25 protein-coding genes are annotated in these 23,939 nt (G+C 44.6%); 8 read left to right on the forward strand and 17 right to left on the reverse strand.

Annotated features, from left to right (window positions below; all coding sequences use genetic code 11):
- Positions 1-2 precede the first annotated feature (2 nt).
- Positions 3-449, forward strand: coding sequence for a hypothetical protein (locus QOL44_RS08355; RefSeq protein WP_134373003.1), 447 nt, complete (start codon positions 3-5; stop codon positions 447-449).
- A gap of 414 nt (positions 450-863) precedes the next feature.
- Positions 864-2,321, forward strand: a complete 1,458-nt coding sequence (locus QOL44_RS08360; RefSeq protein WP_009059142.1) for a cellulose synthase family protein — start codon at positions 864-866, stop codon at positions 2,319-2,321.
- Positions 2,322-2,367: 46 nt separating this feature from the next.
- Here QOL44_RS08360 and QOL44_RS08365 read toward each other — a convergent pair whose 3' ends face one another.
- Positions 2,368-3,012 carry a phosphopantothenoylcysteine decarboxylase domain-containing protein gene (locus QOL44_RS08365; protein ID WP_134373006.1) on the reverse strand — a complete coding sequence of 215 codons (645 nt, stop codon included), beginning with the start codon at positions 3,010-3,012 and terminating at the stop codon, positions 2,368-2,370.
- Positions 3,013-3,112: 100 nt separating this feature from the next.
- Between QOL44_RS08365 and lipA the strand changes: the two genes are divergently transcribed.
- Complete coding sequence (gene lipA, locus QOL44_RS08370) at positions 3,113-3,973, forward strand: lipoyl synthase (protein ID WP_009059144.1); 861 nt, start codon at positions 3,113-3,115, stop codon at positions 3,971-3,973.
- 821 nt (positions 3,974-4,794) lie between these two features.
- On the opposite strand, the gene QOL44_RS08375 is transcribed toward lipA, so the two are convergent.
- The 3 genes from QOL44_RS08375 to QOL44_RS08385 all read right to left on the reverse strand — a co-directional run bounded on the left by QOL44_RS08375 (position 4,795) and on the right by QOL44_RS08385 (position 5,488).
- The gene (locus QOL44_RS08375; RefSeq protein ID WP_009060753.1) at positions 4,795-4,935 is read right to left on the reverse strand and encodes a hypothetical protein; all 141 of its coding nucleotides are present in this window, start codon (positions 4,933-4,935) and stop codon (positions 4,795-4,797) included.
- 118 nt (positions 4,936-5,053) lie between these two features.
- Complete coding sequence (locus tag QOL44_RS08380) at positions 5,054-5,263, reverse strand: hypothetical protein (protein WP_045086520.1); 210 nt, start codon at positions 5,261-5,263, stop codon at positions 5,054-5,056.
- Between the two features lie 72 nt (positions 5,264-5,335).
- Entirely contained in the window at positions 5,336-5,488 is a 153-nt protein-coding gene (locus QOL44_RS08385; protein WP_166791453.1) for a hypothetical protein, read from the reverse strand.
- A 607-nt stretch (positions 5,489-6,095) separates the two neighbouring features.
- On the opposite strand from QOL44_RS08385, the gene QOL44_RS08390 reads away from it, so the two are divergent.
- Positions 6,096-6,863, forward strand: coding sequence for an N-acetylmuramoyl-L-alanine amidase (locus QOL44_RS08390; protein WP_009059149.1), 768 nt, complete (start codon positions 6,096-6,098; stop codon positions 6,861-6,863).
- A 57-nt stretch (positions 6,864-6,920) separates the two neighbouring features.
- A complete protein-coding gene (locus tag QOL44_RS08395) occupies positions 6,921-7,991 on the forward strand; it encodes a serine hydrolase domain-containing protein (protein WP_009059150.1) in 1,071 nt (356 codons plus the stop codon).
- A 136-nt stretch (positions 7,992-8,127) separates the two neighbouring features.
- Here the strand turns inward: QOL44_RS08395 and QOL44_RS08400 are convergent, their stop codons facing one another.
- From QOL44_RS08400 to QOL44_RS08430, 7 genes are all read right to left on the reverse strand, one after another.
- Positions 8,128-9,216: a hypothetical protein gene (locus tag QOL44_RS08400; RefSeq protein ID WP_009059151.1), complete on the reverse strand. Its 1,089-nt coding sequence runs from the start codon at positions 9,214-9,216 to the stop codon at positions 8,128-8,130.
- 921 nt (positions 9,217-10,137) lie between these two features.
- Positions 10,138-10,278, reverse strand: a complete 141-nt coding sequence (locus QOL44_RS08405) for a hypothetical protein (protein WP_283401175.1) — start codon at positions 10,276-10,278, stop codon at positions 10,138-10,140.
- Positions 10,279-10,396: 118 nt separating this feature from the next.
- Positions 10,397-10,606, reverse strand: a complete 210-nt coding sequence (locus tag QOL44_RS08410) for a hypothetical protein (protein WP_045086517.1) — start codon at positions 10,604-10,606, stop codon at positions 10,397-10,399.
- A 72-nt stretch (positions 10,607-10,678) separates the two neighbouring features.
- Positions 10,679-10,831, reverse strand: coding sequence for a hypothetical protein (locus tag QOL44_RS08415; RefSeq protein WP_166791453.1), 153 nt, complete (start codon positions 10,829-10,831; stop codon positions 10,679-10,681).
- Positions 10,832-11,133: 302 nt separating this feature from the next.
- Positions 11,134-11,301 carry a hypothetical protein gene (locus QOL44_RS08420; protein ID WP_153300108.1) on the reverse strand — a complete coding sequence of 56 codons (168 nt, stop codon included), beginning with the start codon at positions 11,299-11,301 and terminating at the stop codon, positions 11,134-11,136.
- A gap of 66 nt (positions 11,302-11,367) precedes the next feature.
- Complete coding sequence (locus QOL44_RS08425; protein WP_079199593.1) at positions 11,368-12,591, reverse strand: RNA-guided endonuclease InsQ/TnpB family protein; 1,224 nt, start codon at positions 12,589-12,591, stop codon at positions 11,368-11,370.
- 78 nt (positions 12,592-12,669) lie between these two features.
- Positions 12,670-12,876 (reverse strand): helix-turn-helix domain-containing protein, encoded by a 207-nt coding sequence (locus QOL44_RS08430; RefSeq protein ID WP_079199589.1) that lies wholly within the window; start codon positions 12,874-12,876, stop codon positions 12,670-12,672.
- A gap of 48 nt (positions 12,877-12,924) precedes the next feature.
- Between QOL44_RS08430 and tnpA the strand changes: the two genes are divergently transcribed.
- Positions 12,925-13,341 (forward strand): IS200/IS605 family transposase, encoded by a 417-nt coding sequence (gene tnpA, locus QOL44_RS08435; protein WP_283401176.1) that lies wholly within the window; start codon positions 12,925-12,927, stop codon positions 13,339-13,341.
- Positions 13,342-13,509: 168 nt separating this feature from the next.
- Here tnpA and QOL44_RS08440 read toward each other — a convergent pair whose 3' ends face one another.
- A complete protein-coding gene (locus QOL44_RS08440) occupies positions 13,510-14,808 on the reverse strand; it encodes an APC family permease (protein ID WP_009059221.1) in 1,299 nt (432 codons plus the stop codon).
- 98 nt (positions 14,809-14,906) lie between these two features.
- On the opposite strand from QOL44_RS08440, the gene QOL44_RS08445 reads away from it, so the two are divergent.
- Positions 14,907-16,232, forward strand: coding sequence for an aminotransferase family protein (locus tag QOL44_RS08445; RefSeq protein ID WP_009059223.1), 1,326 nt, complete (start codon positions 14,907-14,909; stop codon positions 16,230-16,232).
- A gap of 20 nt (positions 16,233-16,252) precedes the next feature.
- On the opposite strand, the gene QOL44_RS08450 is transcribed toward QOL44_RS08445, so the two are convergent.
- The 5 genes from QOL44_RS08450 to QOL44_RS08470 are packed head-to-tail and all read right to left on the reverse strand — an operon-like array spanning position 16,253 to position 20,894.
- Positions 16,253-16,927 (reverse strand): dienelactone hydrolase family protein, encoded by a 675-nt coding sequence (locus tag QOL44_RS08450; protein WP_009059225.1) that lies wholly within the window; start codon positions 16,925-16,927, stop codon positions 16,253-16,255.
- Between the two features lie 32 nt (positions 16,928-16,959).
- The gene (locus tag QOL44_RS08455) at positions 16,960-18,180 is read right to left on the reverse strand and encodes an argininosuccinate synthase (RefSeq protein ID WP_009059227.1); all 1,221 of its coding nucleotides are present in this window, start codon (positions 18,178-18,180) and stop codon (positions 16,960-16,962) included.
- Between the two features lie 22 nt (positions 18,181-18,202).
- Positions 18,203-20,095 carry a 1-deoxy-D-xylulose-5-phosphate synthase gene (dxs, locus tag QOL44_RS08460; RefSeq protein ID WP_045086851.1) on the reverse strand — a complete coding sequence of 631 codons (1,893 nt, stop codon included), beginning with the start codon at positions 20,093-20,095 and terminating at the stop codon, positions 18,203-18,205.
- Positions 20,096-20,126: 31 nt separating this feature from the next.
- Entirely contained in the window at positions 20,127-20,372 is a 246-nt protein-coding gene (gene xseB, locus QOL44_RS08465; protein WP_009059230.1) for an exodeoxyribonuclease VII small subunit, read from the reverse strand.
- A 6-nt stretch (positions 20,373-20,378) separates the two neighbouring features.
- Positions 20,379-20,894: a hypothetical protein gene (locus tag QOL44_RS08470; RefSeq protein WP_009059232.1), complete on the reverse strand. Its 516-nt coding sequence runs from the start codon at positions 20,892-20,894 to the stop codon at positions 20,379-20,381.
- A gap of 174 nt (positions 20,895-21,068) precedes the next feature.
- Here QOL44_RS08470 and QOL44_RS08475 point away from each other — a divergent pair, with 174 nt between their 5' ends.
- Complete coding sequence (locus QOL44_RS08475; RefSeq protein ID WP_009059235.1) at positions 21,069-23,714, forward strand: valine--tRNA ligase; 2,646 nt, start codon at positions 21,069-21,071, stop codon at positions 23,712-23,714.
- Positions 23,715-23,939: the final 225 nt, after the last annotated feature.

Consider the following 23,939-nt stretch of genomic DNA (forward strand, 5'->3'; position numbering starts at 1 on the left):
CGATGAAAGAATATATAGAAGCGGTGAGAAACAAAAAGGAATCCAAAATCATTCATTTTTTTCCAAAAAATCAACCCGCCCTCGTTCTAATATATACTCAAGGGAATCTTTCTAATCCAAATTTCCAATGGAAAATCGATCAACAAAAAATCGAAAAGGATTTCAAATCTAAAGGTCCATTGTTTCATCTTTTTTTTGATGAAACAAAAAAGACAAACCGATCTTTTTACAGAACAAAAATGGAAGGACCCACCTATAATGAACTTTTTGATTCGGCTCATGCTGAAGCACTAAGCTATCGGGATCTTCTTAAGAAAGAATCTAAAGGCAAGTGGAAAAAGAAAGATAAAAGTTTTTTTCTACAAAGTCCAAAAGTCTGCGACTATGTGCGTTGGAAAAAGAAAGGAGGAAAATGGATTTTAGAAGAAGTAGCCATCACGGCTCCTTAAAACTTTGGTCAACAGTTCTAGCAAAAAAATTATCTGAATTTCGAAAAATATCCTGATTGTGGTTTTTCTAATCAATGAAAAATGCTAAAAGGATTTATTGATAACCATTTAGCAGCAAGCAACCATTACAACTCAAGAATTATGAAAATCTTGTCTTGTTTTTTTCTTTGATTTCATCAAAAAGAAGCAGATAAATGGTTTGGCTTGATAATCGTTTGGTTGTCCGAATATATTCGTCGCGAAATTAAGGATGCACTTTTAGAAAATTCCGGTTATGGATAGAGCTTCGAAGAGAAAATTCGCCATTTTTTTCTTTTTATGGAAAAGGCTAACTTTAGCTCCTTGTTTCTCTTCAGTCTCCAGCCACATGCTCACCTATCCCAAAAAACAATTCACTACTAAGGATGATTTTCTATGATATCCTTTGGTTTTTTAATGCTTGCACTGATCCTTTTGATACATGGAATCTATCGGATAAGCCTTGTGTTTAGACTATTCCTAGGTTCCAATGGAGAGAAAAAAAAGCAGGAAAATATACTATTTACTGATTCTTGTCCAGAAGTAACGATCCAGCTTCCGATTTATAATGAAAAATCGGTAGTAGAACGCTTGCTGTATGCGGTGTGTGCTATCGATTATCCAAAAGAGAAAATGGAAATTCAAATTATAGACGACTCTACTGATGAAACGACTGCCATCGTTTCGGGTCTAATCGCTGATTTTAAAAAAAGGGGGTTTGACATTCAACATCTCCAAAGAGGAACAAGAGCGGGTTATAAGGCAGGCGGCTTACAATATGGACTGGAAAAAGCAAAAGGCGAGTTTATAGCCATTTTCGATGCGGATTTTATTCCTCCTCCATCTTTTCTTAAAAATACTCTTCCTTATTTTTCCTCTCCAAAAATTGGCATGGTTCAAGCTAGATGGGGCTATTTAAATCGCAATTCCAATCTGCTTACCCGCTGTCAGGCATTGTTTCTTGATGGACATTTTCTTTTGGAACAACCCGTTCGGTACAAACAAAACCTTTTTTTCAATTTCAATGGAACCGCTGGGGTCTGGAGAAAACAATGCATTATTGATGCTGGAGGATGGGAAGGGGACACTCTAACCGAAGATTTAGATCTCAGTTACCGAGCACAATTTAAAGGATGGAAATTTGTTTATACTCAAAAAATGGTTGTTCCAAGCGAACTACCTTCTCCTATCGTTGCTTTTAGAACCCAACAACATCGGTGGGCCAAAGGAGCGATTCAAACTGCAAAAAAACATCTTCTTTCTTTACTGCGTGGCTCTTTTCCTACAACCTCCAAAATTGAAGGTTTATTCCACTTACTTGCCCATTCTATCCATCCTATCGTTGCCCTTCTGGTTATTCTAAATGCCGTTACTTTTTTCTCTGCTCCTCAAGAAAAATCCTCAGTTCAAGTATTTGCCGGAATCCTTTTCTCTGTGATTTCTCTTTTTTACATTTCCTATCTATCTGTCATTCTGATCTTAAGTAAGAAGTTCGAACTTAGTACTCTCTTTATTTTGCCTTTTTCTATGGCAATGGCTCTAGGTATGACCTTTGCCAATACGAAGTCAGTCATCGACGGCTTATTTGGGAAAAACAATATATTTGTGCGCACACCCAAAAATGGTTCTTTTAATCCTCAAAAACCAATATACAAAGTCGAACATAGTCTAACCCTTCCCCTGTTGGAAACATTGGCTGCTACTGTATTTAGTATAGCGCTCTATCAGGCTTTTCAGAAGCATCTCTGGGTATCTGTTCCCACTCTTTTCCTTCATACTATGGGATTCGGTTATGTAGGAATTGCCACTCTCTATTCAATCATCAAAATGAAAAAGATACCAAGTAACCACTAAGACTAACAGGAACTATATAAAAAGAAGGGAACCTTTCATTCGTTCTTCAAGAGGAAGCCACTATTTTATCAATAAAAAATACTCCTATGTTTTCTACTGAACTGGCATGAAAGACCTCTCCTTGTTTGTTTAAAATTCCATATCCTAGTCCATAGGCGGGACCATTGAGAACGCAATAATCTGATCCAGACCGTTCGATCTGTTGTTTTCCTTTTTTGTAGACAGTCTCGTAATTGCCACTGACTTCGTATTTCCAACCGGTAATAAGGGCTTTGGGAAAAATTGCTCGAAAATTTTCGAGCAATTTCCTAGCCGGAACAATCCGCATCCAATATTCTCTATCAGTGGCTATTTTAGTTTTTACTGCTTCTTTTCCATGCTGATCAACGATTTCTTTGACTTGAAAATCACAAAGAGCAGCCGCATGAAAGACAGCATTAAAGCAATGTTCTTGAGCTAGCCCTTTAATGGTATTCCATAGTCCTTCGTTAGTATCGAAAGAATAGAGCTTAAATGGAGGATTCTGCGGTCGGACTGTAGATAAACTGCCAAGCACACAGATCACTTCAAAGCCAGAAAGGGAAAAAAAGGTGGATAATTGAATGCCAAGCCTACCAGTGGAAAAATTTGTTATCCTTCGGACATCGTCGATTGGTTCAAAGCTTGGACCGCAGGTAACCAATATCTTCATTGTTTTTCTTCTATTCTCAACTAGAACCTCCCATATCATTTTTTATTCGAACGAACAAATCTATTGCTTCTTTGAGAAGTTCTCAATTAATTGTTTAGCTATGGAACAATTACTTATGGCAAGAAAACCCTCGTGGCTCAGGGCAAAAATTCCGGGGGGAGCGGCTTATAACGAAATCCGCAATATAGTCAGTCTTTACCATCTTCATACAGTTTGTGAAAGTGCTCTTTGTCCGAATATTGGAGAATGTTGGGGTAGGAAAACGGCAACCCTGATGATTCTAGGTGATAGATGCACGCGCAGCTGTCGGTTCTGTGCGGTAACTACGGCTAAGCCCTTAGGGGTAGATCCCGAGGAGCCTAAAAACGTGGCTCTTGCTATTCAAGCAATGGGACTGAAATATGCTGTCATCACCTCTGTGGCCCGAGACGATCTAAAAGATGGTGGAGCGGATATATGGGCCAAAACTATTAGAGAAGTCAGGGCTTTGAACCCGCATACAAAGATTGAAGTCCTTATTCCAGATTTTAGGGGAAATAGAGAAAGTCTAAGGAAGGTGCTCGAGGCAAAACCCGATGTTTTGAACCACAACGTAGAAACTGTCCCGAGGTTACAAAAACTGGTCCGTCCCCAAGCGCGATATGACCGATCCCTAGAAGTCCTTAAAACATCAGCAAAAGAAGGCTTTCTAACGAAAACCGGCTTGATGCTTGGAATTGGAGAAACGGAAAAGGAAATAGAAAGCACCCTATTGGAACTTCGACAGGTTGGCGTTCAAATTCTTACTTTAGGGCAATACTTACGACCTTCAAAAAATCATCTTCCGATCGACAGATGGGTTCATCCTGAAGAATTCCAAAGCTGGAAAGAATATGGATTAAAAATTGGATTTAGCCATGTGGAATCTGGTCCTTTAGTCCGCAGTTCTTATCATGCCGATGAACACTTGAAGCATCAGTGATACTGTTCCTAAAAACACACTTGGGATTTGCTTACATCTGAACCAAGTTCGTTCTTTTCGCCTTGGTTTTGTGTCAGGATGCCCCATGATTACCAGGACCGTTTCGTTCTTGGTGGAGTGGGATAGAATTCGCATATCATCTTAACAATCAAAGAGGACACCTTTCCAGTGTCTGGAGTTGTCCGCCCTGGAACAGTCCCCCCTCCTCGGGATTCCCATCGGGCGGTGACCCGCTATTACGGGTAAGCCTCCCCAAAAGCAACGCATGCAGCCGGTTCTGCGACGTCCACGAAAGAATCTCCCGATTTCCAATCTTTTCCTTGAGGTTGTATGTGCCAACTTGTCCGTATGACGAGTATGCTCGCCATGACGATACACAAACTTGTCCCCCCTGTAGTTCTTCAGATGGATATACCCACACCGGGGATAAAGCTGAGAACTATAGGCTGGGTTCACCTTTTCTCGACGGGAACCTCCTGCAGGTGCCTGCAATTCGATTCGCTCTTGAAGCACGCAACTGCGCATTGGTAGGAGGCCCCTGGAAAGCTCTTTACTTGGAGCTTTTCCCATATCTAGGTAGATCCTCAAGAAACAAGTACCGAAGCTCTTCGTAATGTAAGAAGTGGGCTCTAGGCTTATATTCATCCACCACTCTATTCCCGCCTGCCCCTTGCGCACACGAGGCCACCCGCTTTTTCTTTCCCTAAGTTGTGCTTACAGATGCGTCTTGGTTTACTCCCTAAACCCTCTCCCATATTTCTTTCCATGGTCCTCTGTGAAAACTCTAGAAAATCCAGCCTCTATCCTGACTGCTTCCCCCCCTATAATCGCTTCGGAATTTGTAGTGGCGCCCCATAGGGAATTGCCGCCTCCTTTTCCTTTAAAACAAGGCACATCATGCCCCAAATCTTTAAGTTAGCTAACAAAAGAGTGACCATCCTTTTGCCACCTTCAAGACTCATGAACGGGATACACTCTCTTGCCTTCTCTTCAAAAATCTGGTACCTCCATTCCTCGCATCCAATCGACTGACACAGCCTCACTCTTGGCAGCTTTCCGATTGCCCTTCCGCAAGTCCTTTCAAAAGCTCAAAAGGATGAGAGCTTGCCGCTCTTTTGTCATGTGAAATTTAGAAGCAGGCGGCTCTCTTTTTCCTAACACAGAAACAAGCTGCTGCAGAGAGTGGAATATCCAGCAAGCAACCCGCTTTGCTTCTTCTGTCCATCTCTGATGGCGCCGGATCTTTGGGTTGATCATCGCAGAAGAGGCTAACCCGCACTTCTCGATCACTGCCTAGCCATCCCTGAGGGCTACCTTCCACATTCTTGCCGGCAACCCGCTAGGGATTATTCGCCACATCGGCTAATCCGGCCTCATCGGCTTCCCCCACCATGGCCTCTGGTCTTTTCTTTTTGTATTGGCGTAAACCGAAAAGAGGGCTTGGGAAAGCAGGGAAGGATCGAAAGGAGCTCCTTGGGCATCTCTTTCTCCAGAGAAAGGGATTCGCCCGTTCATGACGATGAATTTGGTCCTAAGAGAGAAGCAAAACTTCTAGGGGCCATTTGAAACTGAACCGCACGAGTCAGTTCTGTAAGCCACCATGACCATCAGAAATCTCACCGTGTTCCCCCATCCCTATCTGACGTGAGGAAATGCTTTCTCTTGTAGTTTAGTCCCCTGCTTTCAATCCCCCAGCCGTTCGTCCACCGTTTTGCCCTGAGCTAGAAAAAACCTTGCCAGAGCTTTCCACTGAGCCTTCTGATCCCCCTTTTGTCCGGCACTGGAGACTTTTGCATACGTGCTTGTGCGGCGCTCTCGTCGCCTTTTGCCCAATCACCCGCAGGAAGTGCTCATGGGGAAAATACCGCTAGTTTGCCAGAGTCCGGTTGGTGGGCGGCTCCCTTTCTCATCGCCTTGCGCTACTGGCTGTTGGTGCTCCGACCGATTAGCGCGCCAAACTTCTTCGGCGTATATAGATTCGATATGCCTATTCATAACTAGATTGGCATCGCAATAGCAATAACTATTCATTACTCTATAAAACTTTGAGTACAAAAGCTTGCGAAAGACTAGCTATGCATTAAAATGAAAAAGCTTTTAACAAAAAAAATAGCATTTGGTTGTGAAAATCTCTAAGACACTTCTTTTCTATCTTTTTCTTCTATTGCCTACTTCTCTTCTAGCGATTGATTCCTTTACGACCGTTCTCATTGACCCTGGCCATGGTGGTATTGACAATGGAGGGAGCAGTGGAAGAAAAGCGCCACATTATTTGATGGAAAAAGAATTGACCCTTGATATAGCTCGAAGACTTGCCAACGAACTAAGAAAAATGGGATTTAGAGTCATCATGACAAGAACGGATGATCGTTTTGTCGATCTAGATGAAAGGGTAAGAATCGCTAATGGCCTTGGAAAACGAGCGATTTTAGTAAGTATTCATTGCGATTCCCTGTCCAATCGTAAGTTAAGAGGTATAAAAACTTACTTCTGGCATGCCAATAGTTATGGATTGGCCACCAGGATCCAAAGAAGTCTTGTGAAAATGACTGGAGCAAAGGATCTTGGCGTGATTCGACGCAGGCTGCGACTAACTCGTAATCCTACTATACCTTCCGTACTTTGTGAATGTGGCTTTATGACCAATCCCTTTGAAAACAAGCTCTTGGCTAGTCCTTCTTATAGACAAACCCTGGCGATAGCCCTTGCCCAAGGGATCAATGAAGAAAAGCGGCTTGGTGACTTTGGAATTAGCCCTGTACCTGAAATTTGGGCGCCTCTTTCTAGGCCCACTGATGCCCATCGTCATGTGTATCACAAAAAAACCAAGAAAAGAAAACAACTAAAAAAGATTGAAGCTCTCTTAGGAACCAAAAGCTTCCATAGTTAAAAAAAAAGACTTTTTCTTTAAGCCACTTTCTGTTAAAAACGCATTTTGCAAGTTTTTATGAAGGGGTTTTTAAGGGAGTTGGGCTATTTTCTTTATTATTTTTTCTTCCTCTTTGGTAGCAGTTCTTTTCTTCTTTCAAAACCCGCCTATGTCCTTTCTGAACTACAAATCCAGAACGCCGCTTCCTATTCAAGAGCACACAACCATTTATCTCTTCTTATCATCAAAAATGGCCAGGTACTTCACGAAGAATATGCTCCGGGGAACAGTCCTTATCTCCGACACCGAATATTCAGTGGAACAAAAGGCTTTTGGGGCGTAATTGCCATGAAGGCCTTGGAAGAAAGGCTTCTTTCCTTACAAGAACCCGTAGCTTCAACAATAGAAGAATGGAGCAATGGCAACCATAATGATCCAAGAAAAAAAATAACAATTTATGATCTTTTGCATTTTACTGATGGCATAGAGCCTGCCTTTTATCTACATAACGACGGATTTTTGGATCGGAATCTTCATGCCCTCCTTTTAAAACCAGTAAGAGCGCCAGGGACCGTATTTACATACGGACCTAGTCATTTACAGATTTTTTGCGAGATCCTCAATCGTAAACTAAAGCAAAAGGGGATGACTACTTCTAGATATATCGAAGAAAAATTACTCTTCCCACTGGGTATTCAACAAGTCGAATTTAAGAAAGATGGTCATGGCAATCCTCTTTTAGCCGCAGGCTTTAGATTGACTCCAAAGGAATGGGCGAGACTTGGCGAATTGATCCTCCAGAAAGGCTGGTATAGAGGGAAAAGTATTATTTCTTGGCCCTATTTAAAAGAATGCTTTCAAGGCAGTTCAGCAAACCCTCTCTACGGGATTGGTTTCTGGGTAAATACTCTGGCACCTTATGGAAGAGAAATAGACGTTGAACAGGAACTAAGCAAACCTTGGGAAAAAGAAAATTGGCAAAGAGCCAGTCTTTGTAACGATGCGCCTAGCGATCTTATTGAATCGATTGGTTCAGCCAATCAAAGATTATTCGTTATTCCTTCAATGAACTTAATTATTGTTAGACAGTCGCATGGTGGTGGTTTTTCAGACAGGACTTTCTTAAAGCTTCTTTTCGGGAAAAATTAATAGACTATCCTCTATTCGCTAAAATCCTTTCCCTCCACTTGCCTCCATGCAAAATTGCTTTGAAGCTAAAAGGATAGGTAGTTAATCTGTCATATTTGCTAGGTGGGTCGCAATCCTTTTCTTCAATCATTCTTTCTTACTGAGTTTTTAATGAAATGATTAATCCTGCTTCCTTAGGGTTCCATTTATAGCCAAAACCAAACGGCAAAGGCTCGGTTTTCTGCTGAGCAAACGCCGCTTCCAGATCTTTTTGATAAAATTCCTTGAATATATTCAAAGGCGGCGTATAGACGCCAAAAAGCTCAACTTTTCGTCCACCAGCGAACAAATACCGATAGGGAATACCACTATCATCTTGAATGATCATTTCGCTATGGGAAAGGAGAAACTCTCTCAGAGATGAAAAATTGCTCCCATGCAGCAGATAAGAAGCCGATTTAATAATAGTATTGAACGGACCCAAAGAAGAAAGAAAATTCATAAGGCTTCCTTCAAATCCCCCATTGGAGAGATCCGACTGGAAATAGTAAAGGGTTTTGAGCTTCCCTTTTGAATAAAATCGAATAATAGCTCTTGAGCCCATTGTTTTGCAATCGACGACTCTACCGCCAGAGCGAACAATCATGATGAGAAAAAGAGGCACATTACCGCCAAGCGTGGGAAGATCCTGACGTAATTCTTTTGTCACAAAGTATCCGGCTTTAAAATAACTGTGCAAGGAAGCGAGAATCAGGGGAAAATTCCTTTCAAATGTCTTTACTGACTCAAGATCTGGGCAGTTGCCAGCAGACTCCCGACTAGCCAGAACATAGGTGGAAGCCAAAGGGAAAAGAGCCAAGGTGAACATAAAGTCAGGCCCACTAAAAGGATAGAATACGGGCAGATAGGGATCATCCAGTTTACTTATTTTATTTTCCGAAAAAACTCGAATGGGTGTCCAGGACCAGGAGTCGCGTTTTTGCCACTGCTTTTCCAGTAACTGGGCATACTGCTGCCATGCTTGCGACTTTTCATAAGCATATAATAAAGCTGAATCATGTTCTTTGACCGGCAATCCCCCTAAAAACAAACTAATAGCATCAATTCCCGTTTTTGTTTGTTCAGGGATTGCCTCCTCCTCTTCAAGCTGACCAAAAAGATATGACCACAACCCAAAGACAAAAAAAAGAAGCCATAGGCTTATGGTCATTTTCAATTTGGATTCGATAATTATTTTATGTTCCATTGTTTGATTCGTCTCCAAAGAATAGACTTTTGAAAGGCAAGATTAAAGAAGAGCATCGAAAAAAGGTGATAATCGCTAGAAGGATATCAATCAAGAGAAAAACTGTTCCTAAAAACACACTTGGGATTTGCTTACATCTGAACCAAGTTCGTTCTTTTCGCCTTGGTTTTGTGTCAGGATGCCCCATGATTACCAGGACCGTTTCGTTCTTGGTGGAGTGGGATAGAATTCGCATATCATCTTAACAATCAAAGAGGACACCTTTCCAGTGTCTGGAGTTGTTCGCCCTGGAACAGTCCCCCCTCCTCGGGATTCCCATCGGGCGGTAACCCGCTATTACGGGTAAGCCTCTCCAAAAGCAACGCATGCAGCCGGTTCTGCGACGTCCACGAAAGAATCTCCCGATTTCCAATCTTTTCCTTGAGGTTGTATGTGCCAACTTGTCCGTATGACGAGTATGCTCGCCATGACGATACACAAACTTGTCCCCCCTGTAGTTCTTCAGATGGATATACCCACACCGGGGATAAAGCTGAGAACTATAGGCTGGGTTCACCTTTTCTCGACGGGAACCTCCTGCAGGTGCCTGCAATTCGATTCGCTCTTGAAGCACGCAACTGCGCATTGGTAGGAGGCCCCTGGAAAGCTCTTTACTTGGAGCTTTTCCCATATCTAGGTAGATCCTCAAGAAACAAGTACCGAAGCTCTTCGTAATGTAAGAAGTGGGCTCTAGGCTTATATTCATCCACCACTCTATTCCCGCCTGCCCCTTGCGCACACGAGGCCACCCGCTTTTTCTTTCCCTAAGTTGTGCTTACAGATGCGTCTTGGTTTACTCCCTAAACCCTCTCCCATATTTCTTTCCATGGTCCTCTGTGAAAACTCTAGAAAATCCAGCCTCTATCCTGACTGCTTCCCCCCCTATAATCGCTTCGGAATTTGTAGTGGCGCCCCATAGGGAATTACCGCCTCCTTTTCCTTTAAAACAAGGCACATCATGCCCCAAATCTTTAAGTTAGCTAACAAAAGAGTGACCATCCTTTTGCCACCTTCAAGACTCATGAACGGGATACACTCTCTTGCCTTCTCTTCAAAAATCTGGTACCTCCATTCCTCGCATCCAATCGACTGACACAGCCTCACTCTTGGCAGCTTTCCGATTGCCCTTCCGCAAGTCCTTTCAAAAGCTCAAAAGGATGACAGCTTGCCGCTCTTTTGTCATGTGAAATTTAGAAGCAGGCAGCTCTCTTTTTCCTAACACAGAAACAAGCTGCTGCAGAGAGTGGAATATCCAGCAAGCAACCCGCTTTGCTTCTTCTGTCCATCTCTGATGGCGCCGGATCTTTGGGTTGATCATCGCAGAAGAGGCTAACCCGCACTTCTCGATCACTGCCTAGCCATCCCTGAGGGCTACCTTCCACATTCTTGCCGGCAACCCGCTAGGGATTATTCGCCACATCGGCTAATCCGGCCTCATCGGCTTCCCCCACCATGGCCTCTGGTCTTTTCTTTTTGTATTGGCGTAAACCGAAAAGAGGGCTTGGGAAAGCAGGGAAGGATCGAAAGGAGCTCCTTGGGCATCTCTTTCTCCAGAGAAAGGGATTCGCCCGTTCATGACGATGAATTTGGTCCTAAGAGAGAAGCAAAACTTCTAGGGGCCATTTGAAACTGAACCGCACGAGTCAGTTCTGTAAGCCACCATGACCATCAGAAATCTCACCGTGTTCCCCCATCCCTATCTGACGTGAGGAAATGCTTTCTCTTGTAGTTTAGTCCCCTGCTTTTATTCCCCCAGCTGTTCGGTTAGCGTTTTGCCTTGGACCAGGCAAAACCTTGCCAAAGCTTTCCACTGAGCCTTCTGATCCCCCTTTTGTCCGGCGCTGGAGACTTTTGCATACGCGCTTGTGCGCGTTCTCGTCACCTTTTGGCCGATCCCCCGCAGAGAGTGCTCATGGGGGTAATACCGCCAGTTTGCCAAAGTCCGGTTGGTGGGCGGCTCCCTTTCCCATCGCCTTGCGCTACTGGCTGTGGATGCTCCGACCAATCAGCACGCCAAACTTCTTCGGCGAATAATAGATTCGACATGCCTATTCATAACTAGATTGGCATCGCAATAGCAATAACTATTCATTACTCCTAAAGGTAGCCAAGTTATCCGACAGGCTCAAAGTCTCTAGTAGCTATATGAACTACTCCATCCAAGCCTGAGGGCTCTGGGATGGAGTTTCGCGCTTCCCTGCGGGCAGTTTCACCGGAGTATGCTCGGCTCGCGGACTTCCAGCCCGCAGCGAGGTTCCATCCGGCCAGAGCTTCCCGCTCCACGCATGGATCGGTTCCCGTCCATTCCTTTCCGTTTCTATCGACCTTCGGCCCCGGAAAGGCGAAGCCGTGCTCCTTCTCCCATTTCGCCAAGCCCCAGTCGAGGAGCCCGAGCGCCGAGTTCTCGTCCCGATGGCAGGACGCTCCGCATGCGCACTCATGCCACCGGTCGCCGAGGGTCTTTTTCACGACGCCGCCGCATCGGTGGCATCTCTGGCTTGGCTTCAACGTCCTCGCCTGTGCTTCCAGGTATCCGATACCAGCCTCTTCCGCTTTGTATCCGACCATCGCCCCGAAAGCTCCGAACGATGCGTCCAACATCTCTCGATTCAGCCCGGCTTTTTGCCGCACACGTTTCCCGGGCTTTTTCCGGCTGCCCCGGGCCGAAGCCGTCATCCTTTTCGGCTCCAGCTCCTCCGTGATCAACAGTCCGCTGCGTCTTACCATCGCGGCGCTCTGCTTGTGCAGGAAATCCTTCCTGACGTTCGCCACCTTGGCGTGCATCCGGGCGAGCAGCTCGTACTGCTTGCGCAACCTCTTGGAAATGCGAAATCCCTTCCGTTTCCCGTGCTTGCGGATCGCCGCCTCCATCTTGCGGGAGATCGTCCGTCCGAGCTTCCTGAGCTTCTTAAGCGCCTTGCGCAGATGGCGCGGATTGGCGACCTCGGAAACGTCCGGCTCGCTCTTTCCCGGCTCCAACCTGGCGCTGGTCAGGAACCGCTCCGTGTCCAGGTCGAAAGCCTCGGCTCCACAGCCATGCTCCCGCGCCGGCCGGCAACGCATCGTGACCGACGCATGCCATCGGCCGCCGGAAAGAAAGATCTCGCATGTCCTGGGTTCTCCGGGAGTACGGGCTTTGCCCCGGATCGGGATCTCCCCAATGCCGGAGAGACGAAGCTTCAGGTGAGCGCTTCGCTCTCTGGCGATCTGCCGCCAGTCACCTTCGTGCTGCTTGAAGCCGAAGCCGCTGAATCGCCCTGCCTGCTTGAAACGCGGGAATCCCGGCTTTTCGCCTTGCCGGATGCGGCGGAAGAACGCCTGAAAGGCGAGGTACAACCTCTTGAGCGTTACCTGAGCGGATTGAGCGTTAATCGAGGAGAGAAGCGCGCTGCGGGAACGGAGCTCGGTGAGCCATCAGCACTGCTCGACGAAACCGATGCGCCGCTTTTCCTCCTTCCACGCCCGCCTGCGCTCCTCCAAAGCTAGGTTCCAGAGGAAGCAATGGACCCAGCGAGTCCGCAAAAGCTCCTCCCGGACGGTCTTGGATGGATAGAGCCGGTAGGTGACCTTGCGCTCGACCGGGCCCAGAACGGGAAGACCAGCGGGTGACGCGATCATCATGAGGCGACGCTGGACAGTGGCCAGCAATATGGTCTATCATTTAGTGTAATGACAGGTCAAGTGCGTTTGCACCTTCTGCATCACTGCGTTTACGCGCTGCACTACCATTTAGTTCTTGTCACAAAATACCGCCGCAAGGCGCTCACCCGCCCCATGCTTGACCGGTTGCGTGCTCTTGCGGAAATGCGCTGGGAGGGATGGGGCGGACAGCTGCTTGAGTGCAACGGAGAATCTGACCACGTTCACTTGCTGGTTGCGTTGCCACCAAATCTTGGACTCAGCCGCTTCGTGAACAATCTCAAGACAACTTCTTCCAGGCTTCTCCGCAGAGAGTTTGTCACAACGGTCGCCCGTTTCTATCGTAAGGCAGTTCTTTGGAGCCGTTCCTACTGCATTATCACGTGCGGGGGCGCCCCATTAACCGTCCTCAAACAGTACATCGAACGGCAAGAAACGCCGGAATAGGGCGGCCTTCACCACCAGCCAAGCCCAAGGCTCTGGCTGGAGCACTGGCCGCCAGAGAGGGTAGGGCATTAGAGCCAGTGGCAGTGAAGTCGGCTTGAGAAAACCGCAAGGTAAGACGCAAGACTTTTTGGCACCTAAGGCCATGTCAACAGATTTTATCTCGAGGTCTTACCTCGAACGAGACTTAGTCGAAAGGAAGTAAACAATGGCACCCACTAGAAAGGTAGAGAGTCCTAGCAATGATTCTACTGGTCTTTGCCTGAACACCTGCAACAGAATGATAGACTCAATGATGACATAGAGTAAAGGAGTCAATGGGTAGCCCCATGTAGAATAAAAACGCTTGAGTTCAGGGGCTTTCACACGCAGCACAAACACTCCAAGAACCGTAACAACGGTCGATAAGCCCAAAGCAAACTCCACATAAGTGATTATCTTTGCAAAGGAAGAACTAAACAGAAGACAAAACATAATAAGGGCTTGAAGCAATAACCCTACGTAAGGTACGCCTTCTTTTGAACGTTTACTTAAAATACGAAAAAAAGGATAATCCTCTCCTATAGCTGCAGCCACCCTTGGTCCAGTCCATGCCATGGCGCTCAGAGAAGAAACGAGACTTACGCCAATTAAAAATCCGGCAAACCGGCTTCCCCACTCCCCAAAAACTTTTCTAGCCACAATGGCGCCGACCTCAATTTGACCTAAAATTTGATCTCGAGGAACAGAAAATATAAAGATTGCATTAAGAAAAGTATAGATGACGACTACGATGGTCGTTCCTAAAATAAGGGCAAGAGGAATGTTTTTCTTTGGATTTTCGATCTCTCCAGCGATATAGGCTGCAGCGTTCCACCCGGAGTAGGAATACATCGTGTAAATAAAACACAAGGCAAAAGGCGGGCTAAAAAAAACAGCTAGATCTTCTGGCTTTGGAAGAAAATTGAGTTTTGGTCTTTCTATATGCCCAATCCCGCTAACAATAAAAAACAAAATCAAAAAGATTTCGATCAAGATAAAAATATTTTGGAAAATTGATTCCCAGCGAAGGCTCCGAAGATGCAAAGCATAAACCAGAACTGCCACACAACAAGAAATCCAAAGGGGTGATATCATGGGAAAGACATAGTGAAAATACTTTCCAAGGGCCATTGCAGTGGCTGCAGAAGGAGCAGCAAACCCCACAGTAACCGAAAGCCATCCTGCCAAAAAGCCTACCATCGGATGATAAATTTTACTTAAAAACAGATATTCTCCTCCCGATCTTTGAAAGATAGCTCCAAGTTCTGCATAGGAAAGAGCACCGCTAAGAGCAACAATGCCTCCCAAAATCCAAATACACAGAATGATAAAGGGGGAAGCAATTTCCTTTACTTGAAAACCAAGGGTTGTAAATACGCCCGTGCCAATCATATTAGCGATTACGATTGAGATAGCTGTTAGAGCCGATATTTTCTTAGGGCCGATCATTACCCTTCCATTTTCCTTGTTTATACAGAAAATACCACTTAATTCTCCTATTCTTTTCGATTGTCAGTAGGCCTATTAATTTCTTACTTTACGTTCTTATGAGCCTGCCTTCTTCTTATTTCTTTTTTGAGCCTTCCTCAGCAACCCCATCGCTCATTATAGAGCGGGCTCAAGGTATTTATCTCTATACCAAAGAAGGCAAGGAAATTATTGATGCGGCTTCAGGGGCAGTTGTTGTCAATATTGGTCAAGGCAGAGAAGAAATCGCGACAATAGCCCAGGAGCAAATAAAAAAACTAGATTATATTGTCCCCATTTGGTTATCTGAAGCACTCGAAGGGCTTGTCAAAAAATTATCCGAGTGGTTTCCAACCGAACCCTATCGGTTCTACTTTACGACGGGAGGCGCAGAATCTGTAGAAGCAGCGTTTCGTTTTGCTTTTTTGTACCAAATAGCTGAGAATAAGCCTTGGAAGAACAAAATCCTTTCTCGTTGGACGTCCTATCATGGCATTACCCTTGGCGCTTTATCAGCCAGCGGCAACCGGTTACGAAGAGAGCATTTGGAACACTGTCTGCTTGATTGGCCCAAAATCCCTCCTCCCTATTGTTATCGTTGTCCATGGTCCAAAACCTATCCCTCCTGTGGCATTGCCTGTGCTCAAGCACTAGAGGAAGTGCTCCACTCCAAGACAGGCAACAGTATAGCCGCTTTCATTGCCGAACCTATTATTGGAGCTAGTGGTGGAGCAATTGTACCCGTCGAGGAGTACTGGCCTGCCATTGCGGACATCTGTAAAAAACATGGCCTATTACTAATTGTCGATGAAGTGATGACTGGTTTCGGGAGGACAGGAAAACGATTTGCTTTTGAACACTGGAAGCTTCAACCAGACATTATTGTCAGTGCAAAAGGTCTATCGGGCGGATATATCCCCATGGGTATGCTTGCTGTCAGAGAAGAGCTTGTCCAAAGATGTGAAAAAGTAGCAAAAAATTTCATGTTTTTTACCTATACTTCCCATCCACTAAGCTGCGCGATTGCAAAAAAAGTGATCGATATTTTGGAGGCTGAGAACCTTATTGATCACTCAATGAAAATGGGTGAACTACTTGGCCAGTCCTTAAAAAACGAACTAGCGAATCACCCATTTGTTGGAGAAATACGTGGCAAAGGCCTTTTTTGGGGAGTAGAATTTGTAAAATCCAAAATCACCAAAGAACCTTTCCCTCCTGAAGAAGGCTTTTTAAACCGGTTATTAAGAAAAGCGCTGGAACTTGGAGTATTTTTTTATCCTTGTCAAGGAATGGCTGACGGCTTTTCGGGTGAAGCTGTGCTTGTTTGCCCCCCTCTTATCGTGAAGGAAGGAGATATTCTGAAAATCGTTGCTGTTTTAAAAGAATCCCTAAACCAACTGATTTAATATTACGGCGGGGGGGTATTTCATGGAAGGATAGCGGATTGTGGCCAGTGAGCAGAAAACCAATCGGCAGCCACCGCAGCGACTTTATTGAGGGCTCCTGGTTCTTCAAAAAGATGGGAAGCTCCTGGAATAATTACTAGTTCTTTTTTACACTGCAGGGCTTCTAGTGCCTGTTCATTAAGCCTTAAAACAAACTCATCCAGACTCCCAACAATGAGCAGGGTCGGAGACTTTACCTTTTTTAGCGATTCACCGGCTAGATCCGGCCTTCCTCCTCGAGAAACCACAGCTTTTATTTTATCACCAAGCTCGGCGGCAGCGACCAAAGCAGCTCCTCCTCCTGTGCTCGAGCCGAAAAAGCCTATTGGATAATTTCTGGTTTGTTTTTGTATTTTTAACCAATGAGCGGCTCCTACCAGCCTCTTAGCTAGCAGTCCGATATCAAACCGATAAATTCCACTAAACTCATCTTCGGCTTCTTCATCAGAGGTTAAAAGATCAAAAAGAAGGGTTCCAGACCCTTTTTCTCTTAAAACTTTAGCAACAAACTGATTCCTCGGACTAAAACGGCTGCTGCCACTGCCATGGGCAAAAAGAACGATACCCCTTGCTTCAGGAGGAATTTCTAAAGTCCCAGGGAGATAAATTTCCCCAATTGTTACCTTGACTTCTTCTTTGATTGCTTCATTAAGCACAAAAATAAATATGACAGTTAGGAATAAAGAAATCAAGAATGGCTTCTTCCTAAGCCGAATAGACCTTTGTAAGACTGAGCGGCCGTCCTAAGCCTCAAAGACTGAAGTTTGATAAATCCAGTGGCATCCTTTGGGTCATAGGCACCTTGATCAGCCTCCATCGTCGCCAGCTTTGGGTTATAAAGCGAATAGGGACTTTTCCTACCAAGCGTGTAGAGTTGGCCTTTGAAGAGTTTCAGCCGAACAGTTCCTGTTACAAAACGCTGGCTTTGATCGAATGCAGCTTGGAGGAAATATCTCTCTGGAGAAAACCAAAATCCATTATAAATCAACTCAGCATATTTTGGGATCAAGCTATCCCGCAGGTGCATGACTTCCCTATCCAGAGTGATCGTTTCCATCTGCCGATGCCCAAAATAAAGGATCGTTCCTCCAGGACACTCATAGACGCCTCTAGACTTTATTCCTACAAAGCGATTTTCAACGATATCAATTCTACCGATTCCATGCTTTGCTCCAAGCCTATTCAAAGACTTTAAAATTTCGACCGGACTTTTTTTCTCCCCATTGACCCCCACACAGTTACCTTCTTCAAATTCTAACTCTACCACTTCTGGTATATTAGGTGCCTCTTCAGGGCTTTTAGTTAACCGAAATAAGTCCTGAGGCGGTTCTTGCCAAGGATCTTCTAAAACACCGCTTTCATAGCTAATGTGTAAGATATTCCTGTCCATTGAATAAGGTTTTTCTCGACTGACTGGCACCTCGATACCCTGTTTTCTAGCGTAGGCTATTAGATCTTCTCTTCCCTGAAAGCCCCATTCTCTCCATGGAGAAATGACTTTAAACTCAGGCGCTAAGGCGGCATAAGCTAACTCGAAACGGACCTGATCGTTCCCTTTCCCCGTAGCTCCATGCGCAAGTGAATCAGCCCCTTCTTTCCTTGCAACCTCCACCTGTTTTTTAGCAATTAAGGGCCTAGCAATACTTGTGCCCAAAAGATACTGATTTTCGTATATGGCTCCTGCTCGAAGCATCGGATAGATATAATCCCTAACAAACTCTTCGGTCAGGTCTTCCACAATGCATTTTGAAGCACCAAGCTTCCGTGCTTTTTCCTCTAAGCCTATGAGTTCTTCTTCCTGACCTAAATTTGCACAATAGGCAATAACCTCCGCCTGATACTGCTCGATGAGCCATCGCAATATCACCGAAGTATCTAATCCACCTGAATAAGCCAAGACGATCTTCATGCTCTACGCATTCCTTTTAGTCTCAAGCAATTTCTAGATGGCCTCCGGCCTTCGATCCCTTTAAAATTTTCAAGGACTGCTCCAGAGCATTCTCGACCGTTAACCCATATTTTTTCCTGAGGATATCCACTTTCCCATGTTCAATAAACTGATCCGGCCAGCCAATTCTAACTACAGGCGTTCGCAATCCGAGCTGCTGCAACTCTTCAAGCACAAGCGAGCCAAAGCCTCCAGCTAACACATGATCTTCAATCGTTACAACTAGCTCCACATGTCTAGCGAAAAACTCAAGCGTTCCTCTATCAAAGGGCTTGACAGTCCTTGGGTTAATCAACGCAGCCGAATAGCCAAGCTCTTCAAATCTTGCCGCTAATTCTTTTGCCATTTCTATCATCACCCCTAGTCCAAAGATTGCCACCTCCCTACCATGTTGAAGGACCTCAGCCCGTCCGATAGGTATTAATTCCGGTTGCTCTTTGACCGCTACCCCGCTGCCTGTTCCCCTTGGATACCGGATAGCCACCGGTCCAGGATGATGCATGGCAGTAAAAAGCATATCGGCTAGTTCATCTTCATCTTTCGGATGCATTATCGTAATATTTGGTACGGTCCGTAAATAGGCCACATCGAAAAGCCCATGATGGGTTGGTCCATCATCTCCTGAAAGTCCCCCACGATCCAAGCAGAAGACTACTGGCAATTTCTGCAAGCAAACATCATGAATGATAGGATCATAAGCCCTTTGAAGAAAGGTTGAATAGATCGCACAATAAGGTTTGAATCCCTTGGTAGCTAGGCCAGCAGCAAAAATGACTGCATGCTCTTCCGCAATTCCCACGTCAAAATACCTATCCGGAAATTTAGGCTGGAACTTATCCAAGGCTGTCCCATTGGGCATTGCCGCTGTGATCGCCACAACATTCCTGTTCATGTCAGCTAGCTTGATCATTGTCTCAGCAAAGACTTCTGAATATGTTTTTCTTGGGCTTGTGGGAGTTTCGCCAGTAATAGGATTATAAGGTCCTAGACCATGAAATTTCTTTTGCTTTTCTAAAGCAGGAGGGAAGCCCCTTCCTTTTTGCGTGATGACATGAAGCAACACCGGATATTCTTGATTTTTGAGAAACTCAAAAGTCGAAATTAACCTAGGAATATCATGGCCGTCGATAGGACCATGATAAGTCAGACCCAATTCTTCAAAAATAACGCTTGGCCAGAGAAGACTTTTAAAAGCCTCTTCAGCTTTCCTGGCGACTTTAAGAACATTTTTGCCTGGCCATTTTTCTAGCACCTTTTCCACACGATCACGCAAATAGGAATAGGCAGGATTGGTAACGATCTTGTTAAAATAACTCGCTATTGCCCCCACATTCTTATCAATCGACCATTCGTTGTCATTAAGAATGACAATGAGTCTTTGTGTTGTTGAGGCAATATTATTTAATGCTTCAAAGGTAATACCGCAAGTAAAGGCGGCATCGCCACAGAGAGCTATGACGTGCTCTTTGCCTCCTCTCCGATCCCTTCCTACAGCCATTCCAAGGGCAGCCGATAGGGCCGTTCCCGCATGCCCTGCCCCATAACAGTCATACTCACTTTCTTCTCGACACATGAACCCCGAAATCCCTCCTGGTTGACGAATCGTATGGAACCTATTTTTCCTACCTGTCAGAATTTTATGGACATAGGCTTGATGGCTAACATCAAATACAAAATTATCCTTGGGAACATCAAAAACGTAATGCAAGGCGAGGGTCAATTCCACCACCCCAAGATTTGGTCCAAGATGCCCTCCGTTTTTAGATAGCACTGTGATCATTTCCTGCCGGATCTCTTCGGCCAGTTTAGGCAATTCAGGAATGGGAATTTTTTTAAGATCCGAAGGACTGTCTATTTGGTCTAAGAGTCTATCCATAGTTCCTCCATCTTGAAAAAAACCTGCTCCTTTAGTTCTCCTTGGCTCCACCACCATTGTCTTGTTTAGCGGACAATACAATGATCCTTTGTTCAGCTTCGTTCAGCTTCTCGTCACAGATCTTTAATAACCTTCTACCTTCTTCGTATTTCTGCAAGAGATCTTCTAAAGGCATTTGACCGGATTCCAGGCTATTGACGATTTCTTGGAGTTTTTTGAAAGCTTCCTCAAATCGCATCTCTTTTTCTCCCCCACTCTGCTTGTCGATCTGGCTCATAGGCAATCAAGTCACCGGTTGGTAGGTTCCTATTTTAAACCGTGGATCGGCTGCTATTAAAGATCCAAGATTTTTCCACTTCACTCCTTCCATCTCATAAAAACCCTGAAGATAAATAGAAACATATTCTTTTGGGAATTCCTCAAAAAGCGTATTCACAGCTTGTTGTAAGGCCTCAAAAGGAGGCTCTACAGGATCCTCCTCAAGAATGCCTTTTTCATCATGAGCTATGCCTAGCATATCAAGCCAACGGCATAACATCGGGCTTTGAGTTTCTATAAGCCAATGGGAAAGAAGATAAAAACTCATCGTTTCGCTTCTAGGATGCGACAGGACTTTTTTGCACAGGGTATGCCTTTTGGTTTTGGGCATTTCCAGTAGTTTATTGATCCGAATTCCAAATCCTTTTGAAACCATATCTAAGAGCAGTCGATACAGTTTTTTATCAGACTGCTGGGCGCAAAGAAGGATCTGGTGAGATAATTCTTCGGAGATGGAATTCCAAATGAAATAGGTGGGCATAAAGCTAGAAGCATTATTAGAACAAAAATTTCAAAAAAAACAATCTCTTTTTCCTTTTTCTATAACTTCTCATTTGAACTTGCATGAGCCGATGATTGATTTAAAGATTAATCGAAATAGACACGGGACTAGAAAGGATTTTTTCTTTGTCCCAATAAGGATAAATTTGAGATAATGCATACCGAAGAGACATTTCCGAAAGCTTACGAGCCAGCTGCTGTTCAGGACCGACTGTATAGAGAGTGGCTTGATCAAAAAATTTTCCACGCTGACCCAAATTCTTCAAAGCCTCCCTTTTCCATTGTCATGCCCCCTCCCAATATTACAGGAGTGCTGACTCTAGGCCATGTGCTAAATAATACCATACAAGATGTTTTGTCCCGAAAAGCACGCATGGAAGGCTACGAGGTTCTCTGGCTGCCTGGATTAGATCACGCCGGTCTAGCCACTCAAGTCGCCGTTCAAAAATACCTACTGAAGACCAAAAACATTGATCCTCGGACCTTATCCAAAGAAGAATTCTTAAAGATTGTATGGGAATGGAAAGAGAGTCATTCAAATAGAATCCTTGAACAGCTCCAAAAACTTGGTTGCTCGGCAGACTGGGAAAGAACCCGCTTTACCATGGATTCTGCTTATAGCAAAGCCGTTTCGACGGCTTTCATAAAACTTTATCATAAGGGGCTAATTTATAGAGGCAAACGGATGATCAACTGGTGTCCAGCCTCGCAAACGGCCCTTTCTGACGAAGAAGTCATTCCAAAGAAAATAGATGGCTTCCTTTTCTATGTACGCTATCCTTTAGCGGATCAACCCTCTCTTTTTTTGACCGTTGCCACGACCCGACCCGAGACCATTCCAGCTGACTCAGCCTTGGCCGTGCACCCCGAGGATCAACGATACCAGCAATTTATTGGGAAGTTCTGTTTGAGACCCTTTCCCAAAGAACCAATACCGGTGATTGCCGATACCAGGGTTGACCCAAAGTTTGGGTCGGGAGTACTCAAAATTACCCCTGCCCATGATACACTCGATTTTGAGATTGGCTGCGAGCATCATTTGCCAATCAGGGATATCCTTACAGCAGACGGCAAGATCAATTGTCCTGAACTGCCGGCACTCCATGGCTTAGACCGGTTTGAGGCCCGCAAAAAATCCATCGAACTTTTATCGTCCCTTGGTCTTCTCGAATCCCAACAACCTTACAGTCATGTCGTGGGTTTCAGCGAACGAGCCGATGTGGTCATTGAACCAAGGATTAGTGAACAATGGTTTTTGAGATATCCAAAGACAAAAGAAGCTCTCGAAGTAGTAAAAGAGAAAATCATCACTTTTTTCCCCGCTTACTGGGAAAAGGTTTACGAACATTGGATAAAAAATATTAAAGATTGGTGTATTTCAAGGCAAGTATGGTGGGGTCATCCCATCCCCGTATGGTGGAAAAATGGCCAATACATCTGCCAAGAAGAATCTCCTGGGGAAGGATGGCAACGAGATCCAGATACCCTGGATACCTGGTTTTCCTCATGGCTCTGGGCCTATGAAACGATGGATGGGGAGACAAGGAAAAAGTTTTATCCAACAAATGTTCTGGTAACTGGCCCGGATATCATTTTCCTATGGGTTGCCAGAATGGTCATCGCTGGATTAGAATTTAAACCTAGTCTTTCAGATGATATTTACCAAAATATTCCCTTCCGGAAGGTCTATTTTACTGGATTGATTAGAGATCGGTTGGGAAGAAAAATGTCCAAGTCCTTAGGAAATTCACCTGATCCCCTTGAACTCATTCAGAAATATGGGGCCGATGGCCTGCGGTTTGGCCTGCTTCGCATCGCTCCCCAAGGCCAAGACATTCGTTTTGAGGAATCACAAATTGAGGAAGGCAGAAATTTCTGCAACAAACTCTGGAATGCATGTCGGTTTCGGATCCGCTTTGGAAGCATCAATCCTAAGGCTAGGCCTTGGGATTATCCTAGATCCTCTTTTTCCCAAGATATTTTGAGAAAACTGGCTCAAACCTCTATTCTCCTAAAGGAAGCCTTTGAGGCCTTTGAATTTAACCAAGCAGCCATCATTCTTTATGAATTTGTTTGGAATGAATTCTGTTCGAAATTCATTGAAGCAACCAAATGGGAATTGGCTTTTGATTCTAAAGAAACCCATCAAGGAGCTTTGGAAACCTTCGATTATTCCATGTCAGTTATTTTAAGATGGCTCCATCCATTTGTTCCTTTTGTAACAGAAGAGCTGTGGCGGAGAATGGCTTTTGGCCATACCACTATTCAACTCGAACCTTGGCCGAATGAAGAGCTGCAGGAAATCTTAAAAAAACCGCTCTATGATCCTCATGCTGCCTCTATTGCCCAGGCTATTTTTGAAACCGTTGTCGCTGCGCGTAATCTCAGGGCTCAATATTGCCCTAACTTCAACCAAAAAATTAAATTTTTTATCAAGAAAGACAAAGAAATATCCCATCTTGAAAAAGCTGTTCTTTGCGGTCTTATCGGTGCCACTTCGATTCTTTCCATCGATGTCAGACCTCCAAAAATGCCACTGGTTTCTACACCAATAGGAGAATTATATTTGCCTTTGGAATTAATCGATTTCGAGTCAGAAAAAAAACGGATTGATAAAGAACTATCTAAATTAAAAAGAGATCAGTTGCTTTTAGAAAAAAGATTAACCGACGAACAGACTCTCTCTAAAGCCCCAAAAGAAAAAATTGAACAATGGAAAGAAGAGAAAAACCTTATCGACTTAAAAATTAAAAGGTTAGAAGAACAATTGGAACATATGAGTAGTATCCAGACCGACTGATTGAGGTTGTTCGTAGGCCGTTCTCAACATTCCAGTTCTATCTCTCAACTTACTAACTGCTTTTTTTAATCCTCTAAACTCCCCTCTCACAGCCTTAGCCATATTTTTTTCAATTAGTTCTAACCGCTTCCCCTCTCCTTCAGTCAACACTCATTTCCGAGCAAAGACATCTATCCGCTACCCTTAAGCCTCAAACCTAGCATTTATATCCAAGAGGAGATCCTC

The organism is Candidatus Methylacidiphilum fumarolicum, from assembly GCF_949774925.1.
In the GTDB taxonomy this organism is placed as follows: Bacteria; Verrucomicrobiota; Verrucomicrobiia; order Methylacidiphilales; family Methylacidiphilaceae; genus Methylacidiphilum; species Methylacidiphilum fumarolicum.